The 19,106-nt window shown below is 58.5% G+C and carries 21 protein-coding genes and 1 pseudogene; 10 read left to right on the top strand and 12 right to left on the bottom strand.

All coding sequences use genetic code 11. The features are described 5' to 3' along the window. Nucleotides 1–63 precede the first annotated feature (63 nt). The gene (gene bla, locus KHU30_RS16490; RefSeq protein WP_211443716.1) at nucleotides 64–969 is read right to left on the bottom strand and encodes a class A beta-lactamase; all 906 of its coding nucleotides are present in this window, start codon (nucleotides 967–969) and stop codon (nucleotides 64–66) included. Nucleotides 970–1,084: 115 nt separating this feature from the next. Between bla and KHU30_RS16485 the strand changes: the two genes are divergently transcribed. Beyond that, entirely contained in the window at nucleotides 1,085–1,951 is an 867-nt protein-coding gene (locus KHU30_RS16485; RefSeq protein ID WP_211443715.1) for a LysR family transcriptional regulator, read from the top strand. A gap of 51 nt (nucleotides 1,952–2,002) precedes the next feature. Here KHU30_RS16485 and ldcA read toward each other — a convergent pair whose 3' ends face one another. The 4 genes from ldcA to queE form a co-directional block, all read right to left on the bottom strand. Beyond that, nucleotides 2,003–2,950, bottom strand: a complete 948-nt coding sequence (gene ldcA / locus KHU30_RS16480; protein WP_211443714.1) for a muramoyltetrapeptide carboxypeptidase — start codon at nucleotides 2,948–2,950, stop codon at nucleotides 2,003–2,005. Then, nucleotides 2,947–3,411, bottom strand: coding sequence for a tRNA adenosine(34) deaminase TadA (gene tadA, locus KHU30_RS16475; RefSeq protein WP_211443713.1), 465 nt, complete (start codon nucleotides 3,409–3,411; stop codon nucleotides 2,947–2,949). The genes ldcA and tadA overlap by 4 nt, the downstream gene beginning before the upstream one ends. A 76-nt stretch (nucleotides 3,412–3,487) precedes the next feature. Next, complete coding sequence (gene queD / locus KHU30_RS16470) at nucleotides 3,488–3,937, bottom strand: 6-carboxytetrahydropterin synthase QueD (protein WP_061942139.1); 450 nt, start codon at nucleotides 3,935–3,937, stop codon at nucleotides 3,488–3,490. A 27-nt stretch (nucleotides 3,938–3,964) separates the two neighbouring features. After that, on the bottom strand, nucleotides 3,965–4,600 hold the full coding sequence (queE, locus tag KHU30_RS16465; protein WP_211443712.1) for a 7-carboxy-7-deazaguanine synthase: 636 nt from the start codon (nucleotides 4,598–4,600) through the stop codon (nucleotides 3,965–3,967). A 578-nt stretch (nucleotides 4,601–5,178) separates the two neighbouring features. Between queE and KHU30_RS16460 the strand changes: the two genes are divergently transcribed. Together KHU30_RS16460 and KHU30_RS16455 are read left to right on the top strand one after the other, a co-directional pair. Further along, entirely contained in the window at nucleotides 5,179–5,373 is a 195-nt protein-coding gene (locus KHU30_RS16460) for a hypothetical protein (RefSeq protein ID WP_211443711.1), read from the top strand. Between the two features lie 15 nt (nucleotides 5,374–5,388). Further along, nucleotides 5,389–6,297: pseudogene (locus KHU30_RS16455) on the top strand (alpha/beta hydrolase family protein); the annotation flags it as partial. 11 nt (nucleotides 6,298–6,308) lie between these two features. On the opposite strand, the gene KHU30_RS25230 reads toward KHU30_RS16455, so the two are convergent. Beyond that, nucleotides 6,309–7,163 (bottom strand): DUF2867 domain-containing protein, encoded by an 855-nt coding sequence (locus tag KHU30_RS25230; RefSeq protein ID WP_230427429.1) that lies wholly within the window; start codon nucleotides 7,161–7,163, stop codon nucleotides 6,309–6,311. 108 nt (nucleotides 7,164–7,271) lie between these two features. Here KHU30_RS25230 and KHU30_RS25225 point away from each other — a divergent pair, with 108 nt between their 5' ends. Next, nucleotides 7,272–7,772, top strand: a complete 501-nt coding sequence (locus tag KHU30_RS25225) for a hypothetical protein (RefSeq protein WP_230427428.1) — start codon at nucleotides 7,272–7,274, stop codon at nucleotides 7,770–7,772. On the opposite strand, the gene KHU30_RS16445 is transcribed toward KHU30_RS25225, so the two are convergent. Next, nucleotides 7,744–8,070: a metalloregulator ArsR/SmtB family transcription factor gene (locus tag KHU30_RS16445; protein WP_098493203.1), complete on the bottom strand. Its 327-nt coding sequence runs from the start codon at nucleotides 8,068–8,070 to the stop codon at nucleotides 7,744–7,746. The genes KHU30_RS25225 and KHU30_RS16445 overlap by 29 nt on opposite strands. Nucleotides 8,071–8,361: 291 nt before the next feature. On the opposite strand from KHU30_RS16445, the gene mtoX reads away from it, so the two are divergent. Genes mtoX through KHU30_RS16430 form a run of 3 tightly spaced genes read left to right on the top strand, consistent with a single transcriptional unit; the run spans nucleotide 8,362 to nucleotide 11,575 of the window. Then, complete coding sequence (mtoX, locus tag KHU30_RS16440; protein ID WP_211443708.1) at nucleotides 8,362–9,669, top strand: methanethiol oxidase; 1,308 nt, start codon at nucleotides 8,362–8,364, stop codon at nucleotides 9,667–9,669. After that, a complete protein-coding gene (locus KHU30_RS16435) occupies nucleotides 9,666–10,406 on the top strand; it encodes an SCO family protein (protein WP_211443707.1) in 741 nt (246 codons plus the stop codon). The genes mtoX and KHU30_RS16435 overlap by 4 nt, the downstream gene beginning before the upstream one ends. Continuing rightward, on the top strand, nucleotides 10,403–11,575 hold the full coding sequence (locus KHU30_RS16430; protein WP_211443706.1) for a cytochrome-c peroxidase: 1,173 nt from the start codon (nucleotides 10,403–10,405) through the stop codon (nucleotides 11,573–11,575). The genes KHU30_RS16435 and KHU30_RS16430 overlap by 4 nt, the downstream gene beginning before the upstream one ends. Here the strand turns inward: KHU30_RS16430 and KHU30_RS16425 are convergent. From KHU30_RS16425 to KHU30_RS16415, 3 genes are all read right to left on the bottom strand, one after another. Continuing rightward, nucleotides 11,562–12,029, bottom strand: a complete 468-nt coding sequence (locus KHU30_RS16425; RefSeq protein ID WP_211443705.1) for a hypothetical protein — start codon at nucleotides 12,027–12,029, stop codon at nucleotides 11,562–11,564. The genes KHU30_RS16430 and KHU30_RS16425 overlap by 14 nt on opposite strands. Before the next feature lie 244 nt (nucleotides 12,030–12,273). Further along, a complete protein-coding gene (locus KHU30_RS16420) occupies nucleotides 12,274–12,993 on the bottom strand; it encodes an MIP/aquaporin family protein (protein ID WP_211443704.1) in 720 nt (239 codons plus the stop codon). Nucleotides 12,994–13,174: 181 nt separating this feature from the next. Continuing rightward, complete coding sequence (locus tag KHU30_RS16415; protein WP_211443703.1) at nucleotides 13,175–13,606, bottom strand: hypothetical protein; 432 nt, start codon at nucleotides 13,604–13,606, stop codon at nucleotides 13,175–13,177. Between the two features lie 672 nt (nucleotides 13,607–14,278). On the opposite strand from KHU30_RS16415, the gene KHU30_RS16410 reads away from it, so the two are divergent. Then, complete coding sequence (locus KHU30_RS16410; protein ID WP_211443702.1) at nucleotides 14,279–14,788, top strand: DUF1697 domain-containing protein; 510 nt, start codon at nucleotides 14,279–14,281, stop codon at nucleotides 14,786–14,788. Nucleotides 14,789–14,905: 117 nt separating this feature from the next. Here KHU30_RS16410 and KHU30_RS16405 read toward each other — a convergent pair whose 3' ends face one another. Both KHU30_RS16405 and KHU30_RS16400 read right to left on the bottom strand, forming a co-directional pair. After that, complete coding sequence (locus KHU30_RS16405) at nucleotides 14,906–15,592, bottom strand: OmpA family protein (protein ID WP_211443900.1); 687 nt, start codon at nucleotides 15,590–15,592, stop codon at nucleotides 14,906–14,908. A gap of 170 nt (nucleotides 15,593–15,762) precedes the next feature. Beyond that, nucleotides 15,763–16,065 carry a hypothetical protein gene (locus KHU30_RS16400; RefSeq protein WP_211443701.1) on the bottom strand — a complete coding sequence of 101 codons (303 nt, stop codon included), beginning with the start codon at nucleotides 16,063–16,065 and terminating at the stop codon, nucleotides 15,763–15,765. Between the two features lie 635 nt (nucleotides 16,066–16,700). Here KHU30_RS16400 and KHU30_RS16395 point away from each other — a divergent pair. After that, nucleotides 16,701–18,407 carry a sensor histidine kinase gene (locus KHU30_RS16395; protein WP_230427427.1) on the top strand — a complete coding sequence of 569 codons (1,707 nt, stop codon included), beginning with the start codon at nucleotides 16,701–16,703 and terminating at the stop codon, nucleotides 18,405–18,407. Nucleotides 18,408–18,419: 12 nt separating this feature from the next. After that, a complete protein-coding gene (locus KHU30_RS16390; protein WP_211443700.1) occupies nucleotides 18,420–19,106 on the top strand; it encodes a response regulator in 687 nt (228 codons plus the stop codon).

The following is a 19,106-nucleotide window of genomic DNA, read 5'->3' as shown; positions in this document are numbered from 1 at the left end:
GTCCATATAAAACAACGACTTACCGCCACATTCCCACAATTTGGCCCTGATCCGAGGCAAACGCTAAAGCGCCGCCGCGGCCAGCGATGCCGCCAGCCGCCCGACCTGCGCATGCACCGCATCGCGCGCGGCGGCCGGCGCCGGCGCTCCGGTCAGGTAACTGGCCACCAGCAGCGGCGCGCGGCCCGGCGGCAACAGCATGCCGATATCGTTCGCCGTGCCCTGGTCGCCGGTGCCGGTCTTGTCGGCTACCCGCCAGCCGGCCGGGAGCAGCGCGCGCAGGCGTTTGTCGCCGGTCTTGTTTGCCAGCAGCCAGTCCGTCAGCTGCTCGCGCGAATTGGCGGATAAATTCCTCCCAAGCAAGATCTCCCGCAAGCTGGACACCATGGCGCTTGGCGTCGTGGTATCGCGCGGATCGCCGGGAGCGGCCTCGTTCAGATGCGGTTCGATGCGGTCCAGGCGGGTCATTTTGTCGCCGGCTGCGCGCATATAGGCTGTCAGTTGCGCCGGCCCGCCGAAGCTGTGCAGCAGCAGGTTGGCGGCGGTATTGTCGCTTTGCGTGATGGCGGCTTCGCATAGTTCGGCCACAGTCATGCCGCCGGCGCCGGTATGCTGCTCCGTCACCGGCGAATAGGGCACCAGGTCGGCCTTCTGGTAGCGGATGCGCCGCGCCAGCTGTTCCTTGCCCTGGTCGACGCGCGTCAAGACCAGCGCGGCCGCCAGCAGCTTGAAGGTGCTGCACATGGGAAAACGTTCGCCGCCGCGATAGGCATAAGTTTGCCCGGAGCCGCTGTCGAAGATGGCGACGCCGAGCCGGCCGCCGCTCTTGGCTTCGATCCGGCGCAGCTGTTCAACCACGGCGTCCGTTGCCGGATTGCTCGTGGCGCCCCAGGATTTCTGTGTGTAGGCGCCGATGGCCAGCGCGCCGAATGCCATGCCGATATTGCCTGCGAATTCACGTCGATTCATATTTCCGCTCCTAAGTCGATGAACAAGGGGTTCACGATAAGCATTCGCTCACAATCACTCAAGCTACGATATCCTAGTGAAGCCATAAGAAAAATTAGGTCTTTAAGGAAAAATCATGCATCTTCCATTGAATGCCCTGCGCGCTTTTGAAGTCTCGGCGCGCCTGCTCAGCTTTACCCGCGCCGCCGCGGAACTGAACGTCACCCAGGCGGCGATCAGCCAGCAAGTGAAAAACCTGGAAGAACGCATGGGAGTCCAGCTGTTCCGCCGGCTGCCGCGCGGCCTGGCGCTGACAGCCGAGGGCATTGCGCTGCTGCCGGTGCTGGCCGAATCCTTCGGCCGCATAGGTTCGGTGCTGGAGCAGTTCCAGGACAGCCGCGGCCGCTCGCGCGAGGTGCTGACGGTGGGCGCGGTCGGCACCTTCGCGGTCGGCTGGCTGATTCCGCGCCTGCGCGATTTCCAGCAAGCCCACCCGTTCGTCGATTTCCGGCTGTTCACCAACAATAACCGGGTCGATATTGCCGGCGAAGGCCTCGATTATGCGATCCGCTTTGGCGACGGCGCCTGGCACGGCACCGACGCCGAAGCATTGCTGGAGGCGCCGCTGTCGCCGATGTGCTCCCCTGCCCTGGCGCCCTACCTGCGCGAGCCGGCCGACCTCGGCAACCAGATGCTGCTGCGTTCTTACCGCAGCGACGAGTGGGCGATCTGGTTTGCCGCCGCGGAGGAGGCTTGCCCGGTCTTGCGGGGCAGCGTGTTCGATTCCTCGCTGACCATGGCGGAAGCCGCAGCCCAGGGCGCCGGCGTGGCCCTGCTGCCGGCGCGCATGTTCAATCGGGAATTACAGCAGGGACGGCTGATACGGCCGTTTGATGTCGAGATAAGCAGCGGCAGCTATTGGCTGACCCGCCTCAAGTCGAAGCAGGTGACGCCAGCCATGCAGGTCTTTCAGGAGTGGCTGCACCACGCGGCAGCCCAGTGACGGCGCCGGCCGCTCTGCCTCGGCAGCTGGCCGCTCGCGTCGTTGAAGGCTTCAGGCAGCCAGCGTGAGCGGATTCTGGAAAGCCAGCCGGAAACCGTTCGCATCGGCATCCAGCTGCGCCTGCACGCCGACCGGCAAGGTTACCTTGTCGCCGATATGGCCGAACGGCAGGCCGGTCAGGATCGGCACCGAGATGTTGGCGCGCAGATAGGCCAGCATGGCGTCGAAGTCATAGCCGTTGTCATGCTGCGCCAGCCGGTAGTCGGAAAAAGCGCCCAGCACGATCGCCTGCTGCCGCCCCAGGATGCCGGCGTAGTGCAGCTGCAGCATCATCCGTTCTATGCGGTAAGGATGTTCGCCGATATCTTCCAGGAACAGGATGCCGTCTTCGATCTGCGGCAGATAGGAAGTGCCGACCAGATGCGTCAGCATCGCCAGGTTGCCGCCCCACAGCGTGCCGCTGACGCGCAACGTCGGATTGCCGGCAGCGGCGACCTGGATCGCCTGTTCCGGCTGGCGCAGCGCCTGCCAGAAGTGCGACATCGTAAATCCGCTCAGCTCTGCGCTGCCGAAATCGGCGCACAGCATCGGTCCTGCCAGGCTGGCGGCGCCGGTCTGCGCAAACAGGGCCAGGTGCAAGGCCGTGACGTCGCTATGGCCGACGAAGATTTTCTTGCTGGCGGCCAGGCGGCGAAAATCCAGCAGCGGCAGCAAGCGCGACATGCCGTAGCTGCCGCGCAATACCAGCACGATCTGCACATGCGGATTGTCGATGGCCTGGTAAATCTGCTCGACCCGCGCTGCATCGGTGCCGCCGAAGCGCTGGAATTTCTTGGCCGGGTCGTAATAGTCATAGACCACGCAGCCCTGCTGCTGCAAGGCCAGGATGCCGCGCGCAAAAGCCTCTTCATCGTTGGCGTAGCCGCCGGGAGCGATCACTGCCACGCCGATCTGTTCAGGCAGCCGCATTGGAGTACGCATTGCAGTATCTTCGGTCATGTTTTTTGCTGGGCAAGGCGCCGTTCGGCGAAAAATTCTTTGAGTAGTGTGCCACACTCGTCTGCCAGCACGCCAGCGGTCAGTTCGGTGTGATGGTTCAGCTTTTCCTGCTCGAACAGGTTCAGCACCGAGCCGCAGGCGCCGGTCTTGGGATCGCTGGCGCCATACACCACGCGCGCCAGCCGGGCATGCAGCATGGCGCCGGCGCACATTGCGCACGGCTCCAGCGTCACGTACATTTCACAGCCGGGTAAACGGTAGTTGCCGAGGATGGCGGCGGCGGCGCGCAGCGCCATGATTTCGGCGTGCGCGGTCGGATCGTGATTGCCGATCGGCTGGTTGAAGCCGGTGGCGATGACCTGGCCGTCTTTCACTACCAGCGCGCCCACCGGTACTTCGCCCAGGGCCCAGGCATTGCGCGCCTGGGAAATGGCTTGTTGCATGTAAATCGCGTCACGCATAGGCAGTCAGGGGATAACTTAATCGAAAAAACAGCGCGAAAAAACAGCACCGAAAAACAGCCCGAAAAGACAGCGGTCAGCGGTCTTCGGAAATCTCGGCCCAGCAATTCGGCGTTTCATGCAGCACCAGTTTTTGCAGATGCAGGCCGGTGCCGAAGTGATCCTTGTATGCGGCTTTCAGGATATCGAAAGCCGTACGCGCCAGGTTCTCGACAGTCGGGATGCGGTCGATCACGACCGTCTTGTGATTCGGCAGCGTGGCCAGGAAATCGCGTACCGCAGCGTCCTTTTCGTAGACCAGGAAAGCATGGTCCCAGACATCCACCAGATGCTGCTTGGCCAGGGTCTTGATGTCAGAGAAGTCCATGATCATGCCGTTGTCGGAACTGCCTTCGACTTCAATGACCGCCCCCACCAGGGTGATTTCCAGGGTGTAGCGGTGGCCGTGCAGGTTGCGGCATTGGCTCTTGTGGTCGGGAATCCGGTGTCCGGCGTCGAATTCCAGCTTGCGGGTGATGGTCAGCATAGGTAATCGTTTCTTTATAAAATCGGTTCAGGGAATCTGCAGCAGCTTGTGGGTCTGCAGACTCAGTTTCCATTTCGGATTGCGTTTGCAGGTCTCGATGGCCAACTGGATATTCTGCGCCTGTTGCGGGCCATCCATGGCCTGCACATAGAAATGATCGAAATCAAGCGATTCATATGCCGCCAGCGACTGGCCGAGCTGCGGGATCACAACCTTCAGCTCATTGCCCTTGCGCAGCTTGAGCACAGAACCCATCTTCGGGCTGACGCAAATCCAGTCGATGCCGGGCGGCGGCTCCAGCGTGCCGTTGGTCTCGATGGCGATTTCAAAGCCGGCCGCGTGCATGCTGTCGACCAGCGCCGCGTCCAGCTGCAGCAAAGGTTCGCCGCCGGTAAACACCACGAATTTGCTGCCGGTGTAAGTCGTCGGCCAAAGCGCATTGATGGTGTCGGCCAGCGCAGCGCTGGTCTTGAACTTGCCGCCGCCCTCGCCGTCGGTGCCGACGAAATCGGTGTCGCAGAACTGGCAGACCGCCGTGCTGCGGTCTTCTTCCCGCCCGCTCCACAGATTGCAACCGCTGAAACGGCAAAACACTGCAGGACGGCCGGCATGCGTGCCTTCGCCCTGTAGTGTGTAGAAAATTTCCTTGATGCTGTAAGTCACTGTGTAAACTCTTGCTCTCTGTTTGCCGGGGGCGGTCGCCCACGGACATGCAATTCATCATTCATCATAGGCCGACCCGCGGCGCAATGCCTGGCATTCACCGCCGGCGACAGGAAACATGTCGAAATCCGCCGCTGACGAAACGGCTGAAGCAGGCGACGGACAGCAAACGCCGCCGGCAAAGACATTGGCCGACAGGGTCTAGCTGCCGCAAACGCTGATAAAGGTCATATGATCAAGGTGGATAACGCCAGCCGGATATGCCGATGAACTACCCCGCAGGCCCAGTATAAATGCAAACCTGAAGCGCGGATGCCAGCGTGATATGCGTACAAAACGAAGTGCGAGATTATACAGACAGCTGCCGTTGCCGGCATCGCAGCAGCCGAAATTGCAATAAAACGGGCAAAAAAAGCATTTAGCCTGAACAATCCGCTGCCGGAGACGACAAACATTTGCCATAATGAAACTATTCGATGGGGATGCAGCGAACATCATTCCCCGCCCCATCAGGCCCGCGCCAGTCAAACGACATCGTATGGAAGCATGCAGCGGCCTCATGCCAAGGAGATGACAGAGTGGCGTCACGTGATATTTCAAGGTCAAAAAAATTTTCCAGCGCCTTGGGCGCAATCACGCTCATCCTGGCAGCCGCGCTGGCGCCCGCGGTCAAAGCACAGGCACAGGACAAACCGCCCAGTCCGGCAGCCTTATGGAGCGCGCCGGCATCGACATCGCCCACGGTGACGGAAGAACACTTCAATAACGGCTAGGTCGAACTCAGCGGGACGCTTTACGTTCCGCAGCGCCCGGACAAAGTACCGGCCGTGGTGGTCTTGCATGCCGCCTCGGTGCCGACCCGGGATCAGGCACTCTATCGCCATGTGATACAGGCCCTGCCTGCGCTCGGCGTCGCCGTATTTGTTTACGACCGGCGCGGCAGCGGAAAATCGGGCGGCATCCTCGCCGACAGCGACTATGACGTCTTGGCGGATGATGGCATCGCGGCGCAGCGGATGCTCGCGCGCGATGCCCGGATCGACCCCAAGCGCATCGGCTTTTGGGGGCTTAGCCAGGGAGGATGGCTATCGCTGCTTGCCGCGGCCCGCAATCCGGAAACCGCCTTTGCCATCTCCATTTCAGCGCCGATGACCACGCCGGACGTGCAGATGAATTTCGCGGTAGCGAACATATTGCGGATAAAAGGCTATTCGGAAGCCGATGTAGCCATGGCCGTCGCAGCGCGGACAGCGGTCGACGATTTCGAGCGAGGCAGGCTCGATCGCGCGAGCGCACAGGCCAGGCTCGATGCGGTCGTCGGCAAGCCGTGGTTTGACCTTACCTATCTTGGCAAGACCTTCCAGGATCCCGACAAATCGCGCTGGGCGAAAGAAATCAGGCACGACCCGTTAAGGACGCTCGCGTCAGTGCACGCGCCTGCCCTGGTCATTTATGGCGCAAACGACCCATGGGTGCCGGCTAGACTGTCCGCGGAGATCCTGCGGAAAAACGCGTCGCGGCATCCCAATATCGACACCGCAGTGATCGCCGGCGCGGATCACGACATGATGCTGTCCGCGCCGCTCGAATTTCAAATCGACCCCAAGGCATTCAGCGCCCAGGCGCCTGATGCGCCCGAATATTTCAGCCTGATGGCGGCATGGCTTACCGCGAAAGGATTTGCGCGCACGCCCTGATCCCGCAGACCTCAGGCCGGCGCCAGCCGGCTGGCCATCTGAAAGTCTTCCACTTCCCCCAGCGCAAATTCCACCGCCAGCCTTAGCATGGCTGGCGCGACGTAGCGGCGATGAGTGTAGGCAATAGCACCCATGTAAAACCTGCCGAACAGATTCTTGCAGTGGACACGGGTGCCAAGCGTTATGTCGACATGATGTTCGTCAACGATTTCAACGGCGACGCATGACCGGAACAACAGATGCTTGTCGTTAGCGCCAAGAATGACTTGCGCCCGCGTGTCGGCAAGATTGACCGACTGGTCGAAAACCGGATAGCGCTTAGCAAAGAATGTATCGATATCGGCGGACAGGAGCGATGAAACCGGACATCCCAGCGGGGAAGTACGCAAGCCCAATGGCTTGACCAAGGCGTTGCGCAACGCCATCAGGCTGGATACGCCACCCGGCCGGTTAAGTAAAAAGCCTTCCAGGACAGAGGCCAGCAATTGCGCGGCGCTGGCGTCTTTGAAACCGGCGCCAGTGATCCGCACGGCAAATGTATCGTCATGATGCACCGGCATGCCGGCAAGCTGCTGGTTCAGCAAGGAGCCCGCAGGCGCAGCCTTGAGTTCCCTGACGGCGCGGCCAGAGCCGCCGTAAGACAAGAAACCGGATGCTCCCTGCCACGAACTCCATGCTCCGCGCAGCCAGCCCACGCTGCTCCTTGCGGCATTGCAGAGCACGCGACGCAAAGTTCCTGGCGGCGCCTCCAGCGACAGAGTTGTCGCCGGGATCGATGCCGCATCAAATTCTTGTGCGTCAAGAAGCGCCGCAACCTCGGGCGGCAGCAGCTCGGTCAATGCCGGAATACTAGCCTCGTTAGCCAAGACCTTTTGCTTCAAGTCATGCGGCAAATTCCCGCCCAGCTCATTGGTATGGCAAGAAAGCGCAAAGAATGCCGGATGCATGGATTTGCGAGATAAAGGAGAAAACTGATGCCAGGTCTCACCCCCGAAACGTACTGTGAACATACAGTCCGGCGGAATATTGATAAAACGCAGCGCCCTGACAAAATTGCGCGGATCCTCTGCAATCTGCTGCGTCGACACGCTGGAAAAGCGCAATTGCGCACCGCCGCTGCCGGACACCGCGGTAAAGATGCGATGGCCGGCATGGCGGTGAAACGGATGTCCAGCGGGACCGACAGCAAACGAATACAGAGAAGTGGCGTCGCCTTTGGGAAAATTGGTCCCGCCCAGTTTGACGGAGGGCTCATCGAGTTCATCCACAAAAGCGCCATGCTGCCGCTGCCTGGAGGCTACGCTTGCAAACAGGTGGCTGCCTGCACCGTGGCCCATTTGAGCGATCAAGCACACTTCTACGGCCAAACCGCCGGATTCAGAGGGAATCCTGACGGACGGGAAGGTATCGACAACCTGAGTCAGGCTTGGCATTGGATATTCTCGATTATTCAGCCTTGCGGCGTTTGGCAATGACGCGGGATTCCTGCTTGAGCGGACGGCCTACCGGACAGAGTTCCAGCGCATAACCGGTGAGGCTGTTGACCAGGCTGTCAGCGTTGAGCTTGTAGAGAACGAACTGTCCTTTGCGTTCGCTGGTCACCAGTTCGGCCGCCTCCAGCACCGACAGGTGCCGCGAAATCGCCGGCGCGCTCATCGAAAAGCGCTCGGCAAGTTCAGACGTGCTGAGTTCAGCCTCGGTAAGGTATGCCAGGATCTGGCGTCTTGGCGACGAAGCCAGCGCTTCAAAGATCTTGTCGAGAGATGCTGCCATTTTTCACCAACCAATCTATTAGCTTATTTGTTAATTATCTTAATCGTGAAAAAGTAAAAAATCAAGCTATTTGTCGCATCAAATGCGCGATCAAATGCGTAATCAAATACGCGATCAGGCGCGATCACCACCCGAAACCAGGGAAGCTTCTGTAACAGCGCTTGCGAACAGATCCGGCACCCTGTCAATTCTGGCAGCTATGATGACAATATGATACGAGTTAGTATTTCCTCGGTTTCGATCCAAGAAATCCAAGGGATTCATCCTATTCATTGATTTCAAAGGCAGGCAATGGCTAACAGCTACTTCGGGAAATACTCTCTCGCAGCGACCTTGAGTTGCGCGGCGATCCTTGTTTGCGGCACATTCGCCAGCCGGCCGGTCGCGGCGGATGAAACCTGCAACTCCCCCTACATGTCCAATCTGATCAAGGGCCAGGAAGATTTTGCCTACGTCTGGACCCTCGGCGTACGCGGCGTGGGAGACGGCTTCGACAAACTGGTGACGGTGGATGTCAATCCATCCTCTAAAAACTACGGCAAAGTGATCGCCACCATCTCCGTGGGCGCGCGCGGCGAGGCCCATCACACCGGCTTTACCGACGACCGGCGCTTTCTCTGGGCCGGCGGCCTGGATGACAACAAGATCTACGTGTTCGATATCCACAGCGATCCGGCCAGGCCGAAACTGATCAAGACCATCAGCGACTTTGCCGGCAAATCGGGGCTGGTAGGACCGCATACCTTCTATGCGCTGCCGGGCCGCATGCTGGTCGGCGCGCTCTCCAACAGCAAGGACCACGGCGGCGCTACCGGCATGGCGCTGTACAACAACAAAGGCGAATTCCTGAGCAAGTACAACATGCCGACCACGCAGGGCGGCGATGGCTACGGCTACGATATCGGCATCAATCCCGCCATGAACGCGCTGCTGACATCCAGCTTTACCGGCTGGAATAACTACATGATGGATTTCGGCAAGCTGCTCAAGGATCCGACAGCCATGAAACACTTCGGCAACACCATGGTGATGTGGAACCTGAAAACCATGCAGCCGGAAAAAATCATGCAGGTGCCGGGCGCCCCGCTGGAGGTGCGCTGGTCGCTGAAAGATGGCGACGACTGGGCGATCACCGCCACAGCGCTGACCTCGAAGCTGTGGCTGGTGAAAAAAGATGCGCGCGGCGAATGGCAGGCCAAAGACGTGGGGAACATCGGCGACCCGGCCAAGGTGCCGCTGCCGGTCGACATCTCGATCAGCGCCGATGGCAAAGGCCTGTGGGTCAACACTTTCATGGACGGCATGACGCGCTACTTCGACCTCCGCAATCCGGAAGCGCCGAAAGAAATCTACGCCAAGCATACCGGAGCGCAAGCGAACATGGTGTCGCAGAGCTGGGACGGCAAGCGCGTCTACGTCAGCAGTTCCCTGCTGGCCAACTGGGACAAGAAGGGCGCGGATGACGAACAATTCCTGAAACTGTTCAGCTGGAACGGCAAGCAGCTGCAGGAACAATGGTCGCTGGACTTCTACAAACTGAAACTGGGCCGGGCGCACCATATCAAGTTCGGCGCAAAGTCGTCCCAGGACCTTTCTTGAGCTTCGGCATTTTCTCGCAGCATCTGCGCCATCGAAGCAGCAGCCTCCGCTCCGTCCCGCATGGCCGCCGGCTGCCGGCTGCAGCCATGCCGGCGCTCTCGCTCGCTCTGCTGGCTTGCACAAGCAGTGCGCTGGGGCTGGAACGCAGCGGCTTTGCAGCACCTCCCGCCGGCACTTACCAGCTGCAGCGGATCCTGAGCGCGCCCGAGGGGCAGGTGCTCGACAGCGACGGCAGCCGGCAAAAATTGTCGCGTTACACCACCGGCAGAATCACGCTCTTCTCTTTCATCTATACCTACTGCACCGATGCCCGAGGCTGTCCCCTGGCTTACGCGACTTTCCATAACCTGAAGAAATCCATCGAAGGCAACCCCGGCATGCGCGACAAGGTGCGCTTTGTCAGCATGAGTTTCGATCCGCAATACGATACGCCGGAGGCCATGCGCAACTATGGCGGCAAAGACGCGCGCGATACCAGTGGCGTGCCATGGCATTTCCTGACCAGCCGCACGCGCAGCGACTTGCTGCCGCTGCTGGAAGGCTTCGGGCAAGATGTCTCGGTGGCGGTTGCGCAGCCGGCCGGCCAGCGGATTCCATTGCTGAGCCATATGCTCAAGGTGTTCCTGATCGATGCGCACGGCCAGGTCCGCGAAATATACAGCCCCGCCTTCCTGCGGCAAGAAATGATGTTCAACGACATCCAGACCTTGCTGATGGAGCAGAACATCAAACGATGAAATTCCCGCTGGTCGCGCTCTTCCTGCTGGCCTGCCTCTTGAGCGCATGCCGGCGCGCCGATGAAAAAATTCCGGCGGCCCCCGATAGCATGTTCGGCCTGCCTCCGCTCACGCAGTCGCCCGCCGATTTTCCACCGCCGGCGAAGATCGCGCTGGGCCGCAAGCTGTTCATGGACAGGCGTCTGTCGTATAACGACACCATGTCCTGCGCCATGTGCCACGTCCCTGAGCAGGGATTCACATCCAATGAACTGGCGACCCCCATCGGCTTCGAAGGACAAAGCCTGCGCCGCAACGCCCCTACCCTGCTTAACGTCGCCTATGTAAGGCAGCTGTTTCACGACGGCCGTGCAGCCAACCTGGAAAGCCAGGCGTGGGGTCCCTTGCTGGCCGCCGATGAGATGGCGAATCCTTCCGCCGATCATGTGATCCGTAAAATCAAAGCCATGGCGGACTACCGGGGCATGTTCGAAACCGCATTCAACGGCCTGGAAGCCAGCCAGGAAACAATTGGCGCCGCCCTGGCGGGTTATGAGCGCACTCTGCTATCGGGCAATTCCCGTTTCGACCGCTGGTACTTCGGCCAGGAAAGCGCCGCCATGGATAGCAGCGAGCAAGCCGGTTTCCGGATTTTTTCCGGCAAGGCCAACTGCATCGCCTGCCACGGCATCGGCGAGAAAAGCGCGTTGTTTACCGACGGCCGCTTTCACAACACCGGGATCGGCCGGTTGCCCGGCACGGAAAAAATCGCGGAAAAACGCAGCATCCAGCTTGTACCCGGCCTGCGTGTCGACATGGACGAGCGCACCTTGCAGAGCGTGTCCGAGCCGGCGCCAGGCGATGCCGGCCGCTACGAAGTCACGCACAATGCCGCCGACCGCGGCGCCTACCGCACGCCGACCTTGCGCAACATTGCGCTCACGGCTCCCTATATGCACGATGGCTCGCTGACCAGCCTGGAGCAGGTTGTCGAGTTTTATGAGCGCGGAGGCATAGACAATCCCGGCAAAGACAGCTTGCTTAAGCCGCTGCACTTAAGCGCGGATGAAAAGCGCGATCTGGTCGCATTTCTCGGCACGCTCACCGGCGGCAACGTAAAAAGCCTGGAAATCCAGGCTCGCACTGAAGCCGTCGTCGTCGGGCATCGCGGCGCGATCAGAAAACCTTGATTTTCAACTGGAAAGACAGCGCGCCGTACAGCCTGTCCTTATAGCTGGGGATGATCGCCAGATTCAAGCCGACCTGTTTGTACTCGATGCTGGCAACCGGAATCGCCGCCAGGAACCAGTCGCCATGCTGCATTTTCGGATAGCCGTTGAAGCCGCCGGCGACCACGCCCAGGCGCACCGGCCCGATATATACCGGCTGGTAGTACACGCCGACATAATTTGAATATTCCCTGTCGCTGTTGTAGAACCTGCCTGCAGTGGCCGACGCCACGCTAGAAAACCGGTATTCGGCGCCAAGGCCGTAATTGTTGTTGTTCAAGCCCTTGTCGCGATCGAAGTGCTGGGAATAGAAACCGCCATTGAGCCATACTTCGCCCATCGGCCGGCTCTCTATCAGGCCAAACAGATCGCTTTGCTCTGCCTGCGCAGCGGCAGCGGTACAGGCAAGTAACATCAAAGCCGCTCCATAGCATCGCCCTAAAGTATGCATCAGCTTCCTATCCATAAAGGTTTTTCGCAGTTCATCCGAGATGCGTCTCGCATCGGCATCATCATGTGTCCGGCAGTCCATCGCATAGGGCGCATGCGCTGGATGCAAGACACGATCACGCGGGGCATTTTAAAGCAACTATGATGCGGGCAGCGTTGAACCGGGAAAGATATGGGAATCCCGAAAGACGCTTCGGAAAAAGCAGCGCTTATGGAAGCATCTCGCTTCCAGCGTCGGCAGCAGACTCGTGCTTTGCGCTCAGATCGAACTTGCCGGCAGGCTGGAACAGCCAGTCAAACACCACGGCGGCACAGCCCGCCCCCGTGATTTGCGCGACGACAAAACCGGCCACGTCGGCCGGCCGAATGCCGGTAAACGTATTGCTCAGCGCCCGCGCCAGCGTCGCCGCCGGATTGGCGAAGGAAGATGAAGAAGTAAACCAGCACGCCGCCACGATATAGGCGGCAACCGCAAAAGGCGTTGCCGCAGGACGCCTGCGCGAGCAGCCGACAATCACGCCGATCAGGCCAAAGGCGGCGATAAATTCACTCCACAATTGCGCCCAGCCGGATTTGACTTGGGTCGCCGCAGAGAAAGCCGGCAAGCCAAACATCACATCGACCGCCGCCACGCCTGCGCATGCGCCAATCACTTGTGCAGCGACATAGGACGGCGCATCACGCCATGGCATTTTTCCTTGCCACGCTTCCAGCAATGTCACGACGGGATTGAAATGGGCGCCCGAAACCGGGGCGAAAGTGAGTATCAAGGTCATCAGCGCCAGGCCGGTGACCAGCGTATTGGCCAGCAAGGCGACGCCTTCATTCGCCCCGGACAGGCGCGCAGCCATGATGCCGGAGCCGACGATGGCAGCCAGCAGGAAAGCAGTGCCGATTGCCTCGGCAGCCAAACGGCGCGACAGGGTCATGGAAGTTATAGCGACTAAGCGCAGCTGGCAAGACTTGGATGGACCGCCCTTCCCGCGGCCGGGAAAGGAGGAAAGCGCGCCATTGTAAATTCCGGCAGGGCTTTTGATAGCATCGCCGGCCTATACTTCCTATTTCCAAATCCGCATTATCCGTCCCTCCCTGGACGGAAATCTGGCGTCCCTAGCGAAACGCAAACGTCAATAGCCGCTCGCCGGCCACACCGCCATTTGCCAGCTGGTGCCGCGGCAGGACCATGATCAGCTCTCCGCTTGCATCATCGCTGCCATGCAGATTGATGGTCATTTTCAATTGCCGATCCAGGGCCACGAATTCGTTCGGCGCAGTGGAAACAATGGCATGCCGTCCCTGGTCTCCTACTTCAGCATAAAGTTGCGGCCCTCTGTAGAACAGGTCAAGCGTCATGCCATTTGAAAGACTGTATGAACGCAGATAGTCATAGGCTTCGACAGCTTGCATCCGATGGTAGTGGCTCGGGAGTTCAATGCGCAAAGCGGGACCGGTGACATTCACAGTCTGATTGTCCGGCGTCGTCTGTGCTGAAGCCGCCAATGCAAACACGCTTATTATGGAAATAAAAACAAGGTTTTTCATGATGGGCGTCCTTTCTTTTCAACAGAATATGGTCGGGTGCGTCGTGAGATTGATCGTCCTGCTTCGGCACCGGGCGACAATGAAATATCTTCTCTTTTAAAAATATTGCTTCTCAAAAATGATGGGGCTGTCCATCATGGAATCGGTCAAGTCCGTTCCGGGCTGTCATGCCTGACGCTCCTGCCAGGCAATAAAAGCAGCTGGCTATAAGCACTCTTGCGGACAAGAAGAGCCGCAACTCAGGCACATAGGGAATAATTTTCCAGGAACCGGTTCATATCGGTTCCCCGATTCAATGCGTAACGGTTAAAGAAATTTTTTTCGAGGATTTGGAGGACTGCTGATCTGTTCGACATACACACCGGCGATCTCCGAATTTTCAGGTACCGGGGTAAGGGGCAAAGCAGCGGAGCGTCAATGGATTTGTTGGCGTCCATCATCATCTTGCTCAGTTTCTCGCGCAGATTTGCGATGTTTTATCGTTGTATCGCCAAGCCAGAATAGGATATGTTTGCGCCATATTCAAGCCAGACGCTGCTCGCCGCCGAAATGACATCTGGCCGCACGATGCGCAGAAGAATCATGCGTGCCGATCAATCAAATTAACACGAGACAATTCCATGCCGATAGGTAGGATAATGCACTTCTGATCTTGAACGAGGAGGAACCTGCATGTACAGCTACGTTGCCCTGTTGCGAGCCGTAAATGTCGGCGGCACCGGCAAGCTGCCAATGTCCGAACTGAAGGCGATGTGTGAATCCTTGGGCTTTGCCAAAGTGCGAACCTACATTGCCAGCGGCAATGTCGTTTTTACCAGCAAGCTTTCAGCAACATCGGTGAAAGCGAAACTGGAAGCCTGTCTCAAGGCCTATGCCGGAAAGCCTATCGGCGTGCTGGTGCGCACCGCTGAGGAAATGGCCGCCGTCCTCGACGGCAATCCGTTCAAATCGGCGGCGCCGAACCGGACGGTAGCGATATTCCTTGACGCTCCGCCGCCGCCGGACGCCCTGGACGATATGCGCGGCCAGCAGGACGAAGAAGCCGCGCTGGGCGTGCGTGAGATCTACGTGCACTATGGCGCCGGCATGGCGGACTCGAAACTGAAGATTGCCGCCGCAACAAATGGGACTGCGCGCAACATGAATACCGTCGCCAAGCTTGCGGAATGGGCCAGCTCCTAGGCAGTTGCCGGCCTGGCGGGCTTTCGAGCATCTGCAACCTTGCAAGGCGGCGCGCCGGACATCGTATCCGCAAGTGCGCGCACCGCAGATACGGCCCGGCTTCCCCGCCGCCGGAAATCACCGCGCAGGTTGCTGCCCTTGCTGAGGAGGCGTCTGTTCCCGAACATAAATTTCAGCGCGACGATTGATCGCGCGATTAGCAGGCGTGTCGTTGGCAACCAGCGGCTGGCTCGCGCCGAGCCCGTCGGACGTAATGCGGTTTGCCGCAACGCCGCGGCTGCTCAGGTAGCTGCTGACGTTCTGTGCGCGCTGGCGCGACAACGGGCCGTTGATGGCGTCGCTGCCGGTATTATCGGTATGGCCGTAAACTTCCACCAGGGCAGCCGGATTTTGCGCCAGGCTTGAAGCCAGCTGGTCGAGTACCGGACGCAATGAAGGATTAAGGTCGGCTTTGCCCGTGGCGAAACCGGTATCGGCAGGGATATTGACTTTCAGGCGGTTGTCCGCGGTCTGGCTAACCTGCACGCCAGTACCTTGGGTTGCCTGTTCCATGGCCTTTTTCTGCGCTTCCATCCGGTTAGACCAGATATTGCCTCCCACCGCGCCAATCGCGGCGCCGATGCCTGCGCCGATTGCCGTTCGCTTCGCACCGCCCGGCCCCGCGATACCGCCGACCAGACCGCCCAGCACGGCACCTGCTCCGGCACCCATCGCCGTGCCTTTTTGCGTTTCCGACATATCGGCGCAACCCGCTGTTATCACAGTAACCGCCAGCACCAAGGCGCCTATCTTGAATTGGTTCATGATCTTTCCTCTTTGATGGATTGAATGTGTTCTTAATGTGTTCTTAATTACTGAAAAATCTTTGGCGCAGATCAGCATACGCAATAGCGCAATGCGTCGGCATTGCCTTCGATATGCCGGTCTTCACCGATGTAAAAACCGCCTTCGTGTTATGCCGCTGCGCGCATCTGTCAGCACTCGCCCTTTTTCGCATGTCCCGGCGGGCAATGGCCGCGGTCCTCGTCGCGATCGCGGCGATGATCCCGGTCGTGATCTTCGTCACGATGGTGGCGCTGTTCCCACTCGCGCCGCTCCCAGTAGCGGTGGCCGTCGTAGTATCGATCGCCATGCCAGCCAACCACGACAGCTGGCGCAGGTGCAACGATCACTGGAACGGGCGTCCCGATATTGATGCCGACATCAATGGCATGCGCCGCGCCGGAAATACCTATCCCGAGGCCGATGATTGCCGAGGCGATGAGAGAACATTTCATAATCTTGCTCCAGAAAATTATTTTCAAAATGACTTCCGACAAACAAACACGGCACGCTTTGCACCGCGATCACTTGTTGTGGGTTCTAGAACGGGGAGCTTATAGATGCAGTTGACTGCTTTTCCAAGACGTCACAATCTTTAACCTTCCTGCATGGACGAAGTCTTCATCGGCATTTTTTTTGACCCCAAGGCAGGCGAAACAAGGCAACTGCCGATTGCGCAATGCGGGCGATCATGAGGGCGTCGAAAGGTTCGAACAGCTATCTGCCGCGCCAGTGGAAAAATAGTGTCCAGCGCGATCCTGCAGGGAATCGAAAAGCGCAAATCGGTGCAGCCTCCTGCCTTCTGGGACAGGGATACAGAGACTGCTGCCATTTATCAGTTGGCAATTGATTTCTTTACCACAGATGCGTGCACTCCGGCATTGACATCGCTATACCTGAGAGGCAATATGCAAATTAACAATCAAAATATAAAATAAATCAACAGTTAACAATTAAAAATATTTCCCCAAGAAAATCAGGGGAATTATTGAAAAGCAACAAACCAGTTTGGCAGTTTCCGGACACCAGCGCGTCCTATAAGGGGTAGCAAAAAATAGCGCGCAAGGAAACAAAGGGAGGATCACGCTCAATGTCTTGGCGCGAGAACACTATGGCCGCCCATAGGCTAGACCAAAAAAGCGAAGTTGCTTCGAGTCTTGCCGCGGACGCCGCTGATGCACAAATGGTCGGCAGGATGCGGCTGGTGCTGGCCGTGTCTGGCCTGCTGGCGATTTTTATCGACCCTTCTGGCTTGAGCGGCGTCAACAGTGTTACCTGGTTCGTCTTTTCCGGGTATGTCTTGCATTGCACTGTCCTTTACATTTTTGCGCTGCTTAACAAGCCTTTCTCCCAGAGCAAGCTGATTCACTGGATGGACATCTGCTGGTATGCGCTGATTGTTTTGTTCACAGGCGGCGTCAGCAGCTTTTTTTCCCTGTTCTTCTTTTTCGCCATTCTCACTTCCTCTTTCCGCTGGGGATTCGAAGAAGGCGCGCGCATCACCGTCGCTTCAGCAGTATTGCTCGCTGCAAGCGGCTTGGCGCTGGAGACAGAGCAAGACCTTCCCCGCCTATTGCTGCGCACCACATTCCTGCTGGCGTTCGGCTACATGAGCGCGCGCTGGGGCGAATCGAAAATAGAGCTGAAGCGCCGGATTGCCCTGCTTCGCGATGTCAGCCGGCTGTCAAATCCGCGTTTTGGGGTAGATCACACCATCACCTCCATCCTGAAAAAAACCTTGGCGTTTTTCAAAGGCAGCAGCTGTATTCTGGTGATCCGGGATAAAGATTCCGCGACCGATTCATTACGGACAATAAAGGAAGGCGATGCGGAGCAATCGATCAATGCCGTGCAAATCCGTGCAGAAGCGGCATCGCGGCTGATGGCTTTTTCCCAGGACCAGGTCGTGGCATACACCCGCCCGCTTGGCTCAGCCATGTCCATACTCGGCGGGTCCCAGGTATATGAAACTACCAGCGGGAAATGGCTCAAACGCGCGGAGCAGACCAGCCAGGACATGGCCGAGCTTCTGGAAACAGATTCCTTTATCAGTGTTCCTTTGTCATTGAGGAAAGGGGAAGGCCGTATCTATCTGATCTCGCAGAGAAACAGATTCAGCAAAGCGGATGCCCTGTTCCTGAGCCATATCGCCGAACAGGCATTTCCCGTTATCGAGAATATTGAACTCCTCGACCGGATGGCCTCGGAGGCGGTTTCGCAAGAGCGGAAAAAGATTGCCTTGGATATCCACGATACAGCCATCCAGCCGTATATCGGTTTGAAAATGGGCCTGAGCGCCGTGCGGAACAAAGCCGCTCCCGACAATCCCCTCATCGACGACCTCGACAAATTGATGAATATGGCAGCACAAGTCATAGGCGATCTGCGCCGCTATGCAGGAACGTTCAAAAACGAGCTGGGGCAGACTGAACCGATATTTCTCGTCATCCTGCGCCAGCAGGCGGCGCAAGTCCGGGAGTTCTACGGGATCGACATCGACGTCAGCATGGAAGGCGAGCTCAATGTGAGCGACCGCCTGACCGCAGAAGTGCTGCAGGTCGTGCGCGAAGGATTGAGCAACATCTGCAAGCACACGGATGCGCAGAGCGGATGCGTCAAACTCCAGTGCGCAGGCGGATGGCTCCGGATTCAAATTGAAAATGAAGGTATCAGCTCCCAGCCTGTCGATTTCACGCCGCGATCGATTACCGAACGGGCCACCGCGCTGGGCGGCAATACCCGGGTCAAGCAAAGGGCAGGCGGCGGCGCCGCCGTATTGATCGAAATACCCGTCTGAAAAGGTGAGGCCATGAAACCGGCGGACGCAACCATTCGCGTAATGCTCATAGACGATCACCAGACGATGTTGTGGGGATTGAGCAAACTGATCGATGGCGAAAAACCGAAAATGGAAGTGGTCGGAACCGCAAGAACCTGCGAAGAAGCGCTTGCGAAAATCGATCAGTTGGTTCCCGACGTCATTTTGCTGGACCTTGACCTGGACGGGAAAGACGCCCTCGATATTATTCCAGCCCTGCTGTCGAATCTGGTGTCGCGCGTGCTGATCTTGACCGCCGAACGCAAACAATCGACGCTGGACGTCGCAGTTCTTCGCGGCGCCCGCGGGGTGCTGCGCAAAGACGTGCCGGCGGAACAGGTGCTGAAGGCGATCGAAAAAACCCATCAGGGCGAGCTGTGGCTTGACCGCGAGACGCTGGGCAGGGTATTCGGCGAACTCATGAATCCAGTCGCTGTCCGCAAGCCTGATCCCGAAACGGAAAAGAAGGATACCCTGACAGCCAAGGAGCAAAAAATCATCCGCACGATCGTCGAGGGAAGCGGCGCTTCGAACAAAGCGCTTTCGCAACGGCTATATATATCCGAACACACCTTGTGCAATCATTTGACATCGATATACCACAAGCTGGGCGTGAGCAATCGACTTGAACTATACGTGTATGCAATCAAGCATCAGCTGGGAAATCCCCTTCCCTAG

Origin of the sequence: Collimonas humicola, assembly GCF_018304945.1 — a bacterium.
In the GTDB taxonomy this organism is placed as follows: domain Bacteria; phylum Pseudomonadota; class Gammaproteobacteria; order Burkholderiales; family Burkholderiaceae_D; genus Collimonas; species Collimonas humicola.
Note: the sequence above shows the minus strand (reverse complement) of the source record. Positions and strands in the feature narration are given on the sequence as shown.

Excerpts from the sequence above, each read along its gene's own strand:
- KHU30_RS25225 (WP_230427428.1), top strand. The coding sequence starts at position 7,272 with ATGCCAGGTCTCACCCCCGAAACGTACTGTGAACATACAGTCCGGCGG.
- KHU30_RS16395 (WP_230427427.1), top strand. The coding sequence starts at position 16,701 with ATGTCTTGGCGCGAGAACACTATGGCCGCCCATAGGCTAGACCAAAAA.
- ldcA (WP_211443714.1), bottom strand. The coding sequence starts at position 2,950 with ATGACCGAAGATACTGCAATGCGTACTCCAATGCGGCTGCCTGAACAG.
- mtoX (WP_211443708.1), top strand. The coding sequence starts at position 8,362 with ATGGCTAACAGCTACTTCGGGAAATACTCTCTCGCAGCGACCTTGAGT.
- KHU30_RS16420 (WP_211443704.1), bottom strand. The coding sequence starts at position 12,993 with ATGACCCTGTCGCGCCGTTTGGCTGCCGAGGCAATCGGCACTGCTTTC.
- KHU30_RS16405 (WP_211443900.1), bottom strand. The coding sequence starts at position 15,592 with ATGAACCAATTCAAGATAGGCGCCTTGGTGCTGGCGGTTACTGTGATA.
- queD (WP_061942139.1), bottom strand. The coding sequence starts at position 3,937 with ATGCTGACCATCACCCGCAAGCTGGAATTCGACGCCGGACACCGGATT.
- KHU30_RS16410 (WP_211443702.1), top strand. The coding sequence starts at position 14,279 with ATGTACAGCTACGTTGCCCTGTTGCGAGCCGTAAATGTCGGCGGCACC.
- KHU30_RS16485 (WP_211443715.1), top strand. The coding sequence starts at position 1,085 with ATGCATCTTCCATTGAATGCCCTGCGCGCTTTTGAAGTCTCGGCGCGC.
- KHU30_RS16430 (WP_211443706.1), top strand. The coding sequence starts at position 10,403 with ATGAAATTCCCGCTGGTCGCGCTCTTCCTGCTGGCCTGCCTCTTGAGC.
- tadA (WP_211443713.1), bottom strand. The coding sequence starts at position 3,411 with ATGCGTGACGCGATTTACATGCAACAAGCCATTTCCCAGGCGCGCAAT.
- KHU30_RS16445 (WP_098493203.1), bottom strand. The coding sequence starts at position 8,070 with ATGGCAGCATCTCTCGACAAGATCTTTGAAGCGCTGGCTTCGTCGCCA.
- bla (WP_211443716.1), bottom strand. The coding sequence starts at position 969 with ATGAATCGACGTGAATTCGCAGGCAATATCGGCATGGCATTCGGCGCG.
- KHU30_RS16400 (WP_211443701.1), bottom strand. The coding sequence starts at position 16,065 with ATGAAATGTTCTCTCATCGCCTCGGCAATCATCGGCCTCGGGATAGGT.
- KHU30_RS16425 (WP_211443705.1), bottom strand. The coding sequence starts at position 12,029 with ATGTTACTTGCCTGTACCGCTGCCGCTGCGCAGGCAGAGCAAAGCGAT.
- KHU30_RS16415 (WP_211443703.1), bottom strand. The coding sequence starts at position 13,606 with ATGAAAAACCTTGTTTTTATTTCCATAATAAGCGTGTTTGCATTGGCG.
- KHU30_RS16390 (WP_211443700.1), top strand. The coding sequence starts at position 18,420 with ATGAAACCGGCGGACGCAACCATTCGCGTAATGCTCATAGACGATCAC.